This is a genomic window from Sorangium sp. So ce302, from assembly GCF_051530145.1.
In the GTDB taxonomy this organism is placed as follows: Bacteria; Myxococcota_A; Polyangia; order Polyangiales; family Polyangiaceae; genus Sorangium; species Sorangium cellulosum_B.
Genome location: NZ_CP150326.1, coordinates 7,330,771 through 7,344,574, shown reverse-complemented (window position 1 = coordinate 7,344,574; position 13,804 = coordinate 7,330,771). Strand labels below are relative to the sequence as shown.

11 protein-coding genes are annotated in these 13,804 nt (G+C 70.3%); 10 read left to right on the top strand and 1 reads right to left on the bottom strand.

The annotated features are described in order from the left end of the window. Positions 1–7 precede the first annotated feature (7 nt). The 7 genes from WME73_RS27765 (at position 8) to WME73_RS27735 (ending at position 10,484) form a co-directional block, all read left to right on the top strand. Positions 8–685, top strand: a complete 678-nt coding sequence (locus WME73_RS27765) for a DotU family type IV/VI secretion system protein (protein ID WP_437274698.1) — start codon at positions 8–10, stop codon at positions 683–685. A 41-nt stretch (positions 686–726) separates the two neighbouring features. Then, positions 727–4,443 carry a type VI secretion system membrane subunit TssM gene (gene tssM / locus WME73_RS27760; protein WP_437911496.1) on the top strand — a complete coding sequence of 1,239 codons (3,717 nt, stop codon included), beginning with the start codon at positions 727–729 and terminating at the stop codon, positions 4,441–4,443. A 337-nt stretch (positions 4,444–4,780) separates the two neighbouring features. Further along, positions 4,781–5,755, top strand: coding sequence for a type VI secretion system-associated protein TagF (gene tagF / locus WME73_RS27755; protein ID WP_437739408.1), 975 nt, complete (start codon positions 4,781–4,783; stop codon positions 5,753–5,755). 176 nt (positions 5,756–5,931) lie between these two features. Then, positions 5,932–7,611 (top strand): type VI secretion system protein TssA, encoded by a 1,680-nt coding sequence (tssA, locus tag WME73_RS27750; protein ID WP_437911495.1) that lies wholly within the window; start codon positions 5,932–5,934, stop codon positions 7,609–7,611. A 141-nt stretch (positions 7,612–7,752) separates the two neighbouring features. Continuing rightward, the gene (gene tssB, locus WME73_RS27745; RefSeq protein WP_272093886.1) at positions 7,753–8,253 is read left to right on the top strand and encodes a type VI secretion system contractile sheath small subunit; all 501 of its coding nucleotides are present in this window, start codon (positions 7,753–7,755) and stop codon (positions 8,251–8,253) included. A 3-nt stretch (positions 8,254–8,256) separates the two neighbouring features. Continuing rightward, positions 8,257–9,741: a type VI secretion system contractile sheath large subunit gene (gene tssC, locus WME73_RS27740; protein WP_437739406.1), complete on the top strand. Its 1,485-nt coding sequence runs from the start codon at positions 8,257–8,259 to the stop codon at positions 9,739–9,741. Positions 9,742–9,893: 152 nt separating this feature from the next. After that, entirely contained in the window at positions 9,894–10,484 is a 591-nt protein-coding gene (locus tag WME73_RS27735; protein WP_437849972.1) for a TIGR00730 family Rossman fold protein, read from the top strand. Between the two features lie 36 nt (positions 10,485–10,520). Here the strand turns inward: WME73_RS27735 and WME73_RS27730 are convergent, their stop codons facing one another. Next, entirely contained in the window at positions 10,521–11,081 is a 561-nt protein-coding gene (locus tag WME73_RS27730) for a helix-turn-helix domain-containing protein (protein WP_437739404.1), read from the bottom strand. Between the two features lie 90 nt (positions 11,082–11,171). On the opposite strand from WME73_RS27730, the gene WME73_RS27725 reads away from it, so the two are divergent. The 3 genes from WME73_RS27725 (at position 11,172) to WME73_RS27715 (ending at position 13,775) form a co-directional block, all read left to right on the top strand. Further along, a complete protein-coding gene (locus tag WME73_RS27725; RefSeq protein WP_437911494.1) occupies positions 11,172–11,984 on the top strand; it encodes an SDR family NAD(P)-dependent oxidoreductase in 813 nt (270 codons plus the stop codon). Continuing rightward, on the top strand, positions 11,981–13,006 hold the full coding sequence (locus tag WME73_RS27720) for an S-adenosylmethionine:tRNA ribosyltransferase-isomerase (RefSeq protein WP_437911493.1): 1,026 nt from the start codon (positions 11,981–11,983) through the stop codon (positions 13,004–13,006). The genes WME73_RS27725 and WME73_RS27720 overlap by 4 nt, the downstream gene beginning before the upstream one ends. 211 nt (positions 13,007–13,217) lie before the next feature. Beyond that, positions 13,218–13,775, top strand: a complete 558-nt coding sequence (locus tag WME73_RS27715; protein ID WP_437739401.1) for a chlorite dismutase family protein — start codon at positions 13,218–13,220, stop codon at positions 13,773–13,775. The last annotated feature ends 29 nt before the right edge of the window (positions 13,776–13,804 follow it).

Genomic DNA, 13,804 nt, shown 5'->3' with positions numbered 1-13,804 from the left:
GGAGCCCATGAGCCTCTCGCAGACGATGTACTTTGTGTGCTCCGACGTGCTCTCGCTGATCCTGCAGCTCAGGAACTCGCGCGACCTCCCGGCGCCCGACATCCTCCAGCGGCGCGTCCTCGGCCTGTTCGACACGATGATGCAGAACGGCCGGGAGGCGCGCATCCCCGAGCAGGACATGATCGACGCGAAGTTCGCGCTCGCGGCCTTCGCCGACGAGGTGATCTTCAACTCGAACTGGCCGGGGAGGACGCAGTGGCTCCAGAACCCGCTGCAGTTCCAGTTCTTCCAGCTGAACACGGCCGGCGACGGGTTCTTCACGAACCTCGACAACCTCTACGGCCAGCGCGGGAGGAACCACGTCGCGCAAATCTACTTCCTCTGCTTGGCCCTCGGCTTCCAGGGGAAATATCGTCTGCGGCAGCAGGAGGGCCTCGGCGCCGTCATCGAGGGCGTGGGCAACCACGTCGCTGTCGCCGAGGGCGGCGGTGAGGCCCTCGCGCCGAACGCGGAGCGCAAGGACGGCGGGGCGAACGCGGTGCGCCGCGAGCTGCCCTACCTGGCCATCGCGCTCGGGCTGCTCGTGCTGGCCGTCCTCGTGGTCATCGTGCTCCGGCTCGTCGTGGCCTCGGACGCGGAGGGCGTGGCCGACCAGATCAAGAAGCTGATCAGCACGGGGACCTAGGCGACTCCGCCGTCCTCTGCTGTTCCCGAGGGAGACTTCCGATGTGGCTGTGGATCCTGAGCGCCCTGTTCCTCACCGCCGTGTGGGGAGTGTGGTTCATGCTGCGCCCGGCGGCAGGGGAGGGGGCCGAGGCGTTCCCGATCGAGATCCCGCTCGTGGCGACGGCGGTCGTCCTCGCCCTGCTCGTCGGGCTGGCGGTCTATAGGCGCATCCGCGCGGCGCGCGCCGCGCGGGCGCTCGAGAAGGCGATCGCGCAGCAGGCGCAGGAGCAGGTGATCAACGCGAAGCCGGAGCGGCGCGCGGAGATCCAGGAGCTCAACCGGCAGATGCAGGAGGGCATCGCCGCGCTCAAGGCCTCGAAGCTCGGCGGGGGCAAGCGGGGCGCCGACGCGCTCTACGTCCTCCCCTGGTACGTGATGGTCGGCCCGCCCGGGGCAGGCAAGACCACCGCCCTCCGGCACTCCGGGCTCGTGTTCCCGTACATCGACCCCGAGCGCACCGGCGTGCGCGGCGTCGGCGGCACCAGGAACTGCGAGTGGTGGTTCACGAACGAGGCGATCCTCCTCGACACCGCCGGCCGGTACACGACCGAGAGCGACGACCACGACGAGTGGATGGCGTTCCTCGAGACCCTGCTGCAGCACCGCGAGCACAAGCCGCTGAACGGCGTCATCGTGGCGGTGAGCCTGAGCGAGCTGCTCGACGCGAGCGACGAGCAGATCGATCAGACCGGCAAGAAGATCCGCGCGCGCATCGACGAGATGCAGCAGACGCTGCACATGGTCCTGCCGGTCTACGTGCTCTTCACGAAGAGCGACCTGGTGGCGGGCTTCACCGAGTACTTCGGCGACCTGAAGAAGAGCGAGCGCGCCCAGGCGTGGGGCGCCACCGTGCGGCTCGACGAGAACAAGGACGAGCCCGGGAAGATCTTCGATCGCGAGTTCGACGTGCTCGTCGAGAAGCTCCACGCGCGCCTCACGAAGCGGCTCATCGGCGAGCGCAACCGCGAGGTGAAGGAGAAGAGCTACCAGTTCCCGCTCGAGTTCGCGGCCGTGAAGCGCAACCTGTCGGACTTCATCGCGGCGGCGTTCGCGCCCAAGGCGGGCGCGGCGCCCACGCCGATCCTGCGCGGGTTCTACTTCACGAGCGGCGTCCAGGAGGGGCGACCGCTCGACCGCGTGGTCGGGGCGATGGGGCGCGCGTTCGGGCTCCGCGCGGGGCTCGGCGAGGGCGAGGAGGACGCGACGGTCCCGAAGGAGTCGAAGAGCTTCTTCCTGCACGACGTCTTCACCAACGTCGTCTTCCCGGATCAGGACCTCGCCGCGCGCTCCGAGGCGGAGCTCCGGCGGCGGCGGATGCAGCGGATCCTGGTGGCCGCGGCCGCGGCGCTCGTGGCGCTCCTGTTCCTCCTGCCGGCGGTGATCTCGTACTTCAACAACAAGGGGCTCGTCGCCGAGACCCGGCGCATCTCGGACGAGATCGCGTTCGTGGACTGGTCCGGGCGGAGCGGCACGCCGCCGAACGTGCGCGCGAACATCGACAAGCTCGATCGGCTGCAGGAGCACGTGGGGCGGCTCGACGGTTACGTCGAGAACACGCCGATCGAGTACGGCTGGTTCATGTTCCAGGGGGACAAGCTGTTCCCGCCGACGATGGGCCAGTACATCATGAGCTTGAAGCAGGGCTTCGTCAGCCCTGCGAAGGCGCAGCTCGAGGCGAAGCTCGAGAAGGTGCGCGAGGGGGAGTTCCTGGACGGCTACAACGCCCTGCGGAGCTACCTCCTTCTCGGCAAGGAGTACCAGGGCCACATGGATGAGCAGGCGGCGCGGTGGCAGACCGGGCGGCTCGTCCAGGTCTGGGCCGACACCCTGAAGCCGTTCACCGATCTGCCCGAGAGCGAGCTCAAGGAGCGGCTCACGCCGCACGTCGCGTACTACATCGACCTCGTGCGGCGGAAGAAGCTCGAGGCCGAGGAGCTGAACGAGCCGCTCATCGCCCGGGCGCGCGCCGACCTGCTGCGGGTCGACCCGACGAAGCGCTACTACGATCAGTTTGTAACGAGCCTGATCGATCAGAAGTACGACGAGTCGGGGCCGAACACGCCGGAGAACCTGAAGTACCCGCCGGTGTCGCTCAACGAGATGTTCGCGGATCGGCCCGAGGTGCTGACCGTCGTCCACAGCGCGCAGAAGAACCGGGGCGGGACGTGGTTCGAGGTGCAGGGGCCCTACACGGCCAAGGGGCACGCGCAGGTGCTCGAGTCGCTGAAGGAGGGGAGGAAGAAGCTCGAGCGCGAGCTCTGGGTGCTCCCCCTGTCGAGCGACGAGAAGCGGCAGGGCGACCAGATCCAGAAGGAGCTCGACCGCGTCCGGCAGGACTACGACAACGCGTACATCGCGCAGTGGGAGGCGTTCTTCCGCGACATCCAGGTCGACGTCCCGAAGACGAACCGGGACGCGATCCACGAGTTCAGGGTGCTCTCCACGCCCGACTGGCCCTACCGGCGGCTGCTCCAGCGGCTCTCGGACGAGACGCAGTTCGGGAAGGACGAGAAGCCGAGCCTGCTGACGGCGGACGGCGGCCTGCTCGACAGGGCCAAGGACATGATCGCGCAGAAGGTCGACCAGCGGACGGGCGTGCGGATCGACTCGATGCTCACGGGGAACCAGCGCGAGCACTACGATCCGGTGCCTGACAAGTTCGAGTCGATGGCCAGCTTCGGGGTGCCCCAGCCGCCGGCGGGTGAAGGGCAGCCCCCGCCGCCCCCGCCCAAGCTCGGCCAGTACGTGGGCCACCTCGAGCGGCTGGCAGGGGAGATGAGCGTCGTCGAGGACGGGCCGCCGGACGCGGACACCTCGAAGGCCACGGAGGCGTTCCAGGACGCGGTGAAGGAGACCCAGGGGCTGCTGCTCTCGATGGACCAGAACGGGCAGCGGCTGATGGAGCCGCTCCTCATGAACCCCCTCCGGCAGGCGTACAAGGCCGTCGTGCGGCGCGCAGGCGGCGCGGCGAGCGGGATCTGGGAGGTCGAGGTCTGGCCGCACTACCGCGACAAGATCAAGGACCGCTACCCGTTCAACCTCGCGTCGTCACGCGACGCGTCGCTCGAGGACGCGATGGCCTTCTTCAAGCCGAAGGACGGGGTGCTCTGGGGCTTCTACGACACGTACCTCAAGGGCTTCCACTACCAGGTCGGGCACGAGTTCTTCCCGAAGGCGCACCTCTCGGGGCAGCCGCAGGCGGCGAAGCCGTTCACGCCGTTCAGCGCGAACCTGTACAACTGCCTGAGGCGCTCGAACGAGATCTCCGACGCGCTCTTCGGGAGCAGCGGCGGGGCGGATCCGAAGGTCGTCTTCCACATCAACATGAAGACGGTCAGCCCGATCGTGAGCGAGGTGGTCTTCGAGGTCGACGGCCAGAAGAGGCTCTATCGCAACGAGAAAGAGTTCTGGCACACCTTCAACTGGCCGGGCGAAGGCGCGAAGGGGGCGAGGATCCAGGTGCGCGGCGCGGGGGGGCTCGACGAGGAGCTCGTGCGCGAAGGGCCGTGGGGGATCTTCCGGCTCTTCGAGGCCGGGACGACCACCGCCCAGAAGGACAACGACGAGCTGTTCACGGTGACCTGGCAGATGACGGCGCCGCCGGTGACCGTGACCATGGAGATCAGGCCGACCCGCGGGAACCACCCGTTCCCGACGAGCTTCTTCCGGGCGACCAACTGCCCTGCCAGCATCGGCGATCGCTTCGGCAAAGGGTGAGGTAGGCAGCAGCAACGGAGCCAGCGGGGGAGGGGGTGTCGTGCGGGGGGCCGGCGGGGACCCCCTCCCGCGAACTCGCGCCTTTTGGGGGGCTGTTGCCGTGAGAACGGGGGGGCCGAGACCGCGCGCGACCGGCTCCGGTGCGGGCCGGCGCTCGGGTTCGCGGGGCCCTCCCCCGCCGGCCCCCCGCACGACACCCCCTCCCCCGCGGGCTCTTTGTGAAATGGGGGGAGAGAGGGGGCCTTGATGACGTCGTTCGGGGGCGCTCGCACGTTCCTGGCGCAACCGGGAAGGTGGTAGCGCTCGGTGAGCGGTTCGTGGTTCACTCCCAGCAGTCATGTTCTGGCGCCGCAAGAAGGGCCCTGCCGCTCCGCCGCAGATCGGCTGCTTCGGCAAGCTGCCCGCCACGGGCGATTTCATCCGGCTGAACGCAGGTGGAGAAGAGCTCGCGGCCTTCGACCGCTGGCTGGGCGCGTCCATCGATTTCGCCCGGCGCGCCATGGGCGCCCATTTCGATGCGCACTACCAGACGGCCCTGGGCCTCTTCGTCTTCCACGGCGAACCGAAAGGCGACGAGCCGCCCACCCGCGGGCTCGTGGGCGCCTGGGCCGCCAGCGGCGATAACGCCGGGCGGCTCTACCCGATGGTGGTGTTCGGGTCCTACGATTACGATCAACTCGTCTCCGCCGGGCCGTCGCTCCCCATCACCCTGTTCCCCCTCCTCGCCGCCGCCCACGACGCCGCGACGAACGGCAGGACCCTGCCCGTCGACGCCTTCCTCCACCGCGTCTCCCAGATCACGCCGCCGTCGCTCGACGACCCCGACGCGGCGCACGCCGCCTACCGCGCATGGCTGAAGACCCAGCCGATGAAGGCGCTCTGGGACGCCGGCTTCGGCACCGACGCGAGCCGCTTCTGGGTGCTGCAGAACATCCTCGACTCGGTGATCCCATTCCGCGGTCAGGAGCTCCCGAGGACAGGGCTCGCCCTCAGGCTGCCGCTCGGCGCAGGAGACGCCTACGCCGCCGCCGTGTGGATGGACATGACCCGCCGCCTGTCGAAATGGGGACGCACGGTGATGAACGCGTTCTGGACACCACAGCACACCCTGCTCCTCCACCTCGGTACCCCCCACGTGGGCTCGTTCCGCGAGATGATCGCGCCCACCACCCAGGCCGAGCACATCGCCGACCTCTGCGGACCCCCGCGCGTCGAGGAGCACGTTTCCCGACATGCGCTCGGACCAGAGCTCGACGCGCTCGTCGCCCGGACCGACCTGTCGCTCGACAGCTTCCTGGAAGCCCTCGGCTGAGCCGATGCCCGAGCCGAAGGCACCCGCTCCACCCCGCGCGCGGCCGCTCCGGTGCGCCGCCCGGCTCACCGCCGAAGTCGCCGTGCAGCCGTCGTGCGGTCGTCGTGCAGGCGTCGTGCGGTCGTCGTCTGATTCCGCCGTCCACACCCAGGACGCCTTGATATCCTGCGCGCCCCATGGCCGCTGAAGACGCCATCCAACAATCCAAAGAGCGGATCGAGGCGCTGTACGCGCCCATCAACGGCGGCGTCGGCGCCGACGTCACCTACGACGAGGCGTTCGAGGGCCTCAAGAACGAGATCGACAAGCTGCAGTCGCTCGCGGGCGGCAAGGTCGACTGGGGGCGCATCGCGAGCGTCGCCGATGAGCTCCTGAGCGAGAAGTCCAAGGACTTCCGCGTCGCGCTCTACTACGCGGCGGCGAAGTCGCAGATCGACAAGCTGCCCGGTCTGCTCGACGGGCTCGTGCTCGTGCAAGAGCTGAACAACGCGTTCTGGGACACCATGTATCCCGCGATCAAGCGGCCCAAGGCGCGCGGCAACCTGTGCGCCTGGTTCGGAGACCTCGCGGCAGGGACGCTCACCGGCATCACCGTCACCGCCGCGGACCGCGACCTGGTGAACGCCATCGACCAGGTGAGCCGCGCCCTGGACGTCGACCTCGCCGACAAGCTCGGCGACGCGTACGGAGGGCTCGGCCCGCTCCGGAACGCGATGCGCAGCCTCGTCGCGAGCCTGCCCGCGGAGGCGCCGCCCCCGCCTCCTCCGCCGCCGCCCCCGCCGCCTCCTCCTCCGCGGGTCGAGCCGCCGAAGGCCGAGGCGCCGCCGGCGGCCACGGTAGCGGCCGCCGCGCCGCCGCCCGCGCCCGCGCCCGTCGCCGCCGCGGGCGATCCGGCGCTCAGCCTCGAGGCGATCGTCGACGAAGACTCCGCGCTCGCCGCCCTCGGCAAGTGCTCGCCCCTGATGGCGCGCGCGGGCGACGCGCTGCGGGCGGCGGATCCGAAGCGGGCGTCCGCGTACCGCATCCTCCGGGTCGGGCTCTGGGTCGATCTCCTCGACGATCCGGGCGCGTCGTCTCCGACGGGCAGCACGGCGATCCCGCCGCCGCCCGAGCACGTGCTGCAGACGCTCCCGGCGCTCACGACCCAGGGGGCGTTCGCCGATCTGCTGCAGGTCGCCGACGAGTACGCGCAGAGCTACCCTCTCTGGCTCGATCCGCACAGGTACGTCGCGAACGCGCTCGATCAGCTCGGCGACGACTACGCCGACGCCAAGCGGGCGGTGCTCGTCGAGGTGGGCGCCCTGCTGCTCCGCGCGCCGCTCCTGCCGACCCTCAAATTCAGCGACGGCACGCCGTTCGCCGACGGCGAGACGCAGGCCTGGCTCTCGTCCGAGGTCGCGGCCGCGCTCGGCGGCTCGGGTGCGAGCGGCGCCGCAGCGCCGGCGAGGCCGCGGAGCTACCTCGACAAGCCGCTCTCCGAGGCCCGAGGGCTCGTCGCGAACCAGCAGCCCATCGACGCGATGGCGCTCCTCGAGAAGGCCGCCGCCGCGGCTCCGACGGCGCTGGACCGCTTCCGCGTGAGGCTCGCGATGGCCCAGATCAACATCGAGCTGTCCCAGTTCCTCGTGGCGCGGGCGCAGCTCGAGGCGCTGGAGCACCTCGTCGACCACCACCGACTCACCACCTGGCAGCCGGATCTCTGCGCGGAGCTCTACGCCGCGCTCCACACGTGCTACCGGGTCCTGAACCAGGGCTACGAGGCGACCCCCGAGGCCAAGGCGAAGGAGACGCTCTGCTTCGAGCGCGTCTGCCAGCTCGACGCGGCGCTCGCCTTGAAGATGTCGCTGGGGGAGTGAGCGGGTGGCCACGGTGACCAGGATGGCAAAGACGGGGATGCGCGTCGCGCCGAGAAGCTTGCCCGAGGGGCGGGGGTTTTGTTCTATGCTCGTTCGGCCTGCGGGCGCTCCGCCCGCTGCTGACGGGGAAAGGAGCCTACGATGAGCGGATCGAAAGAGGGATCGGTCGCGCCGAAAGAGCGCGTGAACATCACGTACAAGCCGGCCACCGGGAACGCGAAGGAGGACGTCGAGCTACCGCTGAAGCTCCTGATGCTCGGCGACTACACGCAGCGGCCGGATCCGCGGCCCCTCGAGGACCGCAAGCCCATCAACGTGGACAAGGACAACTTCCAGAAGGTCATGAGCGAGCAGAAGCTCGCGCTCACCTTCAACGTGAAGGACGTCCTGTCCGAGCAGGAGAACAGCGAGCTCACGGTCAACCTCAAGTTCCGCCGGCTGAGCGACATGGAGCCCGAGGCGATCGCGAACCAGGTGCCGGAGCTCAAGAAGCTGCTCGACCTGCGCGCCGCGCTGACGGCCCTCAAGGGCCCGCTCGGAAACGAGAAGGCGTTCCGCAACAAGATTCAGCAGATCCTGAGCGACCCGGCTCAGCGCAACAAGATCGTGAGCGAGCTCGGGCTCGACAAGGAAGGGGAGTGAGCGATGGCGACGGAGACACAGGCCGCGGGGAGCGCGGGCGTCCAGACCCTCGAGGGGGGATCGCTGCTCGACGAGATCCTCGCCGAGACGAAGATGACGCCCGGCGACGAGGGGTACGAGATCGCCAAGCGGGGCGTGCAGGCCTTCATCTCGGAGCTCGTCGCCCCGCGGCGCGAGGGCGAGAAGGTCGACAAGGCCTTCGTCGACGCGCTGATCGCGGAGATCGACGTCAAGCTGTCGCGGCAGATCGACGAGATCCTCCACGACCCGAGCTTCCAGAAGCTCGAGTCCGCGTGGCGCGGCCTCAAGTTCGTCATCGACCGGTGTGACTTCCGCGAGAACGTCAAGGTCGAGATGCTCAACTGCTCCAAGGAGGACCTCCTCGCCGATTTCGAGGACGCCCCCGAGGTGCCGAAGAGCGGCCTCTACAAGATCGTCTACTCGGCCGAGTTCGGGCAGTTCGGCGGCAAGCCGGTCGGCGCGATCATCGCGAACTACGAGTTCGGCCCGGGCCCCCAGGACATCGCGCTCCTCCAGAAGTGCGCCGCGGTCGCGACGATGTCGCACGCGCCCTTCATCGCGGCGGCCGGGCCGCAGTTCTTCGGCCTGAAGGACTTCCAGGGGCTGCCCAACCTGAAGGACCTCAAGGCGCTCTTCGAGGGGCCGCAGTACACGAAGTGGAACGCGTTCCGCGAGACCGAGGACGCGCGCTACGTCGGGCTCGTGATGCCGCGCTTCCTGCTCCGCCTGCCCTTCGGCGCCAACACCGTCCCGGTGAAGGCGTTCAACTACGAGGAGGACGTGGTCGGCAAGCACGACGCGTACTGCTGGGGCAACGCGACGTACGCCTTCGCCACCCGGCTCGCCGACAGCTTCGCCAAGTACCGCTGGTGTCCGAACATCATCGGCCCCCAGGCGGGCGGCTCCGTGGAGAACCTGCCGCTTCACCAGTACGAGGCGATGGGCGAGATCCAGACGAAGGTGCCGACCGAGATCATGCTCACCGAGCGGCGCGAGTTCGAGCTCTCCGAGGAGGGCTTCATCGGGCTCACGTTCCGCAAGGACTCGGACAACGCCTGCTTCTTCTCGGCCAACTCCGCCCAGAAGGCGAAGTTCTTCGGGCAGAGCGACGAGGGCAGGGCGGCCGAGATGAACTACCGGCTCGGCACGCAGCTGCCGTACATGTTCATCATGTGCCGCATCGCGCACTACCTGAAGGTGCTGCAGCGCGAGCAGATCGGTACGTGGAAGGAGCGCGGCGATCTCGAGAAGGAGCTCAACGACTGGATCGGCCAGTACGTCGCCGATCAGGACGTGGTCTCCGCGGCGACCCGCGGGCGCAGGCCGCTCCGCAAGGCGAGGATCATCGTGACCGAGGTGCCGGGGAACGCCGGCTGGTACAAGGTCGACATGCAGGTGCGCCCGCACTTCAAGTACATGGGCGCCTTCTTCACGCTGAGCCTCGTCGGCAAGCTCGACAAGGAGTGACCCGCCGGCCACGGCGCCGCCGCCATGCGGGGGTGCCAGGCCGCGGCGCGGGGGTGCCAGGGCGCGCCGCCGGGGGGAAGGCTACCCTCCACGGCGCGCCGGCCCACCGCTCCCGCTTGGACGAGCTCGCCTGCCGGCGTAGGCTCGGGCCCATGAGAACGCTCTCCAGGATCTGCGTTTACTGCGGGTCGAACCCCGGCGCGTCGCCGGCCTACCGCGAGGCGGCCGTGCGGCTCGGTGAGCTCCTCGCGGCGAGAGGGATCGGGCTCGTGTACGGCGGGGGCCGCGTCGGGCTCATGGGCGTGATCGCCGACGCGGTGCTCGCGCGCGGCGGTGAGGTGATCGGCGTCATCCCGGGGTTCCTCAACCAGCGGGAGATCGAGCACCGCGGGCTGACGGAGCTGCGCGTGGTCGAGACGATGCACCAGCGCAAGGCAGAGATGGCCGCCCTCGCGGACGCGTTCATCGCCCTGCCGGGGGGCGTCGGGACGCTGGAAGAGCTGTTCGAGGTGTGGACATGGACGCAGCTCGGCTCTCAGGACAAGCCGGTCGGGCTGCTCGACGTGGCGGGGTATTACCGCCCGCTGATCGCCTTTCTGGATCACGTCGTGACCGAGCAGTTCATGAAGCCGGCTCACCGCGCCGTGCTGCAGGTCGCCGAGGAGGCGCCGGCCCTCCTGGATCTGCTCGCCGCGTGGCGCCCGGGCGCCGAGCCCAAGTGGATGACGCCCGGCGAGCGGTAGGCGCCGCGGCGCCGTGTGATGCGCGCCGCTGCCCCTTCAGAGCACGCGCGCGAGGACCACGACCGAGTAGCCGACCGCCGGCTGCTTGCCGGGGTTGTTGTACGAGTGGCGCTGATCGCCGCGGAACACGGCGACGTCGCCGGAGCCGAGCGTGAACCGCTCTCCGCTGACCACGAGCTGGAGCTCCCCCGACTCGCACGTCAGGTACTCGCGGGTGCCCGGGGTGTGCGGGACGCCCGTCATCCGCCCGCCCGGGGGGATCGCGATGCGATCCATCTCCATGCCCGGGATCGGGTCCGGCAGGAGCTTGCGGACGAGCGCCTGCCCGGGAGAGCGCGTGGGGAGCGTGTCCCGCGCGTAGAGCTGGCACGTGGCGCGGGGCGCGGAGAGCATCTCCTCGATGGAGACCTGGAGCGCGGCGGCGGCCCGGTGCAGCACGCCGAGCGTCGGGTTCGCCGCGCCGGACTCGAGGTGCGCCCAGGTCGCCCGCGGCACGCCGGCGAGCTTGGCCAGCTGCTGCTGCGTCAGCCCGCGCGCCTCGCGCAGCTGCTTGATGTTCTTCGCTAGCCGCCCCGCGAGCTCCGCGTCCTGGTCCATGCCCGGAGAGTAGCACTCTTCCAGGATATTGGAGCCCGCTCCAACGCGAGAACCCGCGCGGATTAGGCTGGTGTCGAGGAGGAAGGCACCATGAACGACGAATCGACCGGAAGCGAGGCGCTGATCCAGGCCGAAGGGAGCTCCCACCCGTCGCTCCCCCGCGCCGCGCGGGGCGAGCGGTTCGCGCCGCGGGCGGCGCTGGTCACCGGGGCGAGCCGCGGGCTCGGCGCCGCGCTCGCCAGGGAGCTCGCCCGGCAGGGCGCGAAGGTGGTCCTCGTGGCGCGCGAGCGCGAGCCGCTCGAGGCCGTCGCGGCCGAGATCGCCGCGCAGGGCGGGGAGGCGCACGCGCTCGCGGCGGACATCGGGGACAAGGGCCAGACGCACGCGATCGCAGGCGCGGCGGCGGCGCTGGTCGGGCCGATCGACCTGCTCATCCACAACGCGAGCACGCTCGGCAAGACGCCGCTGCCGATCCTGCTCGACACGGAGTGCGAGGATCTCGGGCGCGTGCTCGAGGTCAACGTGGTCGGCCCGTTCCGCCTGACGAAGGTGGTCGCCGGCGCGATGGCGCTGCGGCGGCGCGGGGTCGTCGTCCACATCAGCTCGGACGCGGCGGTGAACGCCTATCCGCGGTGGGGCGCTTACGGCGCCTCGAAGGCGGCGCTCGATCACCTGAGCCGCACCTGGGCCGCCGAGCTCGAGGGGACGGGCGTCGCGTTCTACGCGGTGGATCCGGGCGAGATGAACACGCGGATGCACGCGGAGGCCATCCCCGACGCCGACCCGAGCACGCTGGCCGATCCAGCCGACGTGGCGAGGCGCATCGTCGCGCTCGTCGGCCGCGCCGGCGAGGTGCCGAGCGGCGCGCGCCTCGAGGCCGCGCGCCTGCAGGAGGCGCCATGAGCCCCGCCACATGGCCCCGCGAGAACCCGCTCGAGGAGCGGCTCCTCCACGTGGACCCGCGAGCGGGGCGCTTGCGCGACGCGCGCATCGCGGATCTGCCCGCGCTCCTCGAGCCGGGCGATCTCCTGGTCGTCAACGACGGCGCCACGCTGCCGGCGTCGCTCCACGGCGCGACCGAGCGCGGCGCGGCGGTCGAGGTGCGCCTCATCGGCGAGCTGTCCGAGGCGCGCTACTCGGCCCTGCTGTTCGGCGCCGGCTCCTTTCGCACGCGCACCGAGGAGCGCCCGGCGCCGCCCGCCCTCGGCCCGGGGGACGCGGTGACGTTCGGAGACGATCTGTCGGCCACGGTCGAGCGCGTGTCTCCGGCCTCGCCGCGCCTCGTCGAGATCGCCTTTCGCGAGCGGGGCGCGCCGCTCTGGTCGGCGCTCTACCGGCGGGGGCGCCCGATCCAGTATGCGTACGTCGCTGGCCCGCTCGCGATCTGGCACACGCAGACGCGCTACGCGAGCCGGCCTCTCTGCGCCGAGCTCCCCTCGGCCGGCCGGCCGCTCGTCTGGGGGCTGCTTCTCGAGCTGATCCGCCGCGGCGTGCGCGTCGCCTCGCTCACGCACGCCGCCGGGATCTCGTCGACGGGCGAGCCGGCCCTCGACGCCCTGCTGCCCTTGCCGGAGCGCTTCGACATCCCCGAAGAGACGGTGGCGGCGGTGCGCGAGGCCAAGGCGCGCGGGCGCCGCGTCATCGCGGTCGGCACGACGGTGACGCGCGCGCTCGAGGGCTGCGCTGCCCAGCACGGGGGTGAGCTCCAGGCAGGCCCGGGCGTCACCGATCTGGTGCTCCACCCCGGCTTCCGGCCGAGGGTGGTCGACGGGCTCTTGACCGGCGTGCACGATCCGACAGAGAGCCACTTCCGGCTCCTCGAGGCCTTCGCGCCTGCCTCGCTGCTCCACCGCGCGAACTCCTATGCGGAGGAGGCAGGGTATCTCTGTCACGAGTTCGGCGATTCCTATCTTGTCCTGAGCTGACGCGGGCGACGGAAAATCATCGCGCGGAAACCACGGCGAAACCGCTGTCCGCACATCATCAACCGCGTTGCGTGTCGGGCTCGGCCGGCGCGGCGAGCCCGAGCGCAGCCGCCTTCCCGGGCGCCCTCGTGACGAAAGGGCGTGGTAGGGCCGCCCCGACGTCGGGGGTCGGTGGGATTCGTCCGGCGTTGCCGTCGCCCCGGAGCCATCCATGGAAGGAAATCCGGTTCGGGTCAGTTTCGTTGCAGGTTCCGCCGGGGAGTGGCGGGTCGAGAGGACGGTCCTGGTGCGAGGCGAGGAGCTGCCCGCGGCGCCGCGGCTGCAGCGCGTCGAGGGGAGCAGCTTCGTCGCGCCGCCGGGAGCGGCCTGGGTCCTGAACGGCGTGAGGAGCAACGAGCGCTACGTCGAGCTCGAGGAGAGAAAGCGCCTCGTCGCCGTCCAGGAAGACCTGGGTCGGGCGTCGAGCACGCAAGCGGCGCTGATCCCGCTCAGAAAATCGAAGGCGTGGTGGGCGCTCGCGCAGGACGAGCGGCGGGCCATCTTCGAGGCGAGGTCGCGCCATATCAAGATCGGGCTGGAGTACCTGCCGGCCGTGGCGAGGCGGCTCTACCACAGCCGGGATCTCGGCAGCCCGTTCGACTTCCTGACCTGGTTCGAGTTCGCCGAGGGCGACGCCGGCGCCTTCGACGAGCTCGTGGGCAGGCTGCGCGAGACGGAGGAGTGGTCCTACGTGGAGCGGGAGATCGAGGTGCGGTTGTCGCGCGCATAGTACGGCGTCGGCCCGCGACGGCCGACCCG

Coding starts and splice junctions, on each gene's coding strand:
- WME73_RS27730 (WP_437739404.1), bottom strand. CDS start 11,081: ATGGACCAGGACGCGGAGCTCGCGGGGCGGCTAGCGAAGAACATCAAG.
- tssA (WP_437911495.1), top strand. CDS start 5,932: ATGGCCGCTGAAGACGCCATCCAACAATCCAAAGAGCGGATCGAGGCG.
- WME73_RS27765 (WP_437274698.1), top strand. CDS start 8: ATGAGCCTCTCGCAGACGATGTACTTTGTGTGCTCCGACGTGCTCTCG.
- WME73_RS27725 (WP_437911494.1), top strand. CDS start 11,172: ATGAACGACGAATCGACCGGAAGCGAGGCGCTGATCCAGGCCGAAGGG.
- WME73_RS27715 (WP_437739401.1), top strand. CDS start 13,218: ATGGAAGGAAATCCGGTTCGGGTCAGTTTCGTTGCAGGTTCCGCCGGG.
- WME73_RS27735 (WP_437849972.1), top strand. CDS start 9,894: ATGAGAACGCTCTCCAGGATCTGCGTTTACTGCGGGTCGAACCCCGGC.
- tssM (WP_437911496.1), top strand. CDS start 727: ATGTGGCTGTGGATCCTGAGCGCCCTGTTCCTCACCGCCGTGTGGGGA.
- tssC (WP_437739406.1), top strand. CDS start 8,257: ATGGCGACGGAGACACAGGCCGCGGGGAGCGCGGGCGTCCAGACCCTC.
- tssB (WP_272093886.1), top strand. CDS start 7,753: ATGAGCGGATCGAAAGAGGGATCGGTCGCGCCGAAAGAGCGCGTGAAC.
- WME73_RS27720 (WP_437911493.1), top strand. CDS start 11,981: ATGAGCCCCGCCACATGGCCCCGCGAGAACCCGCTCGAGGAGCGGCTC.
- tagF (WP_437739408.1), top strand. CDS start 4,781: ATGTTCTGGCGCCGCAAGAAGGGCCCTGCCGCTCCGCCGCAGATCGGC.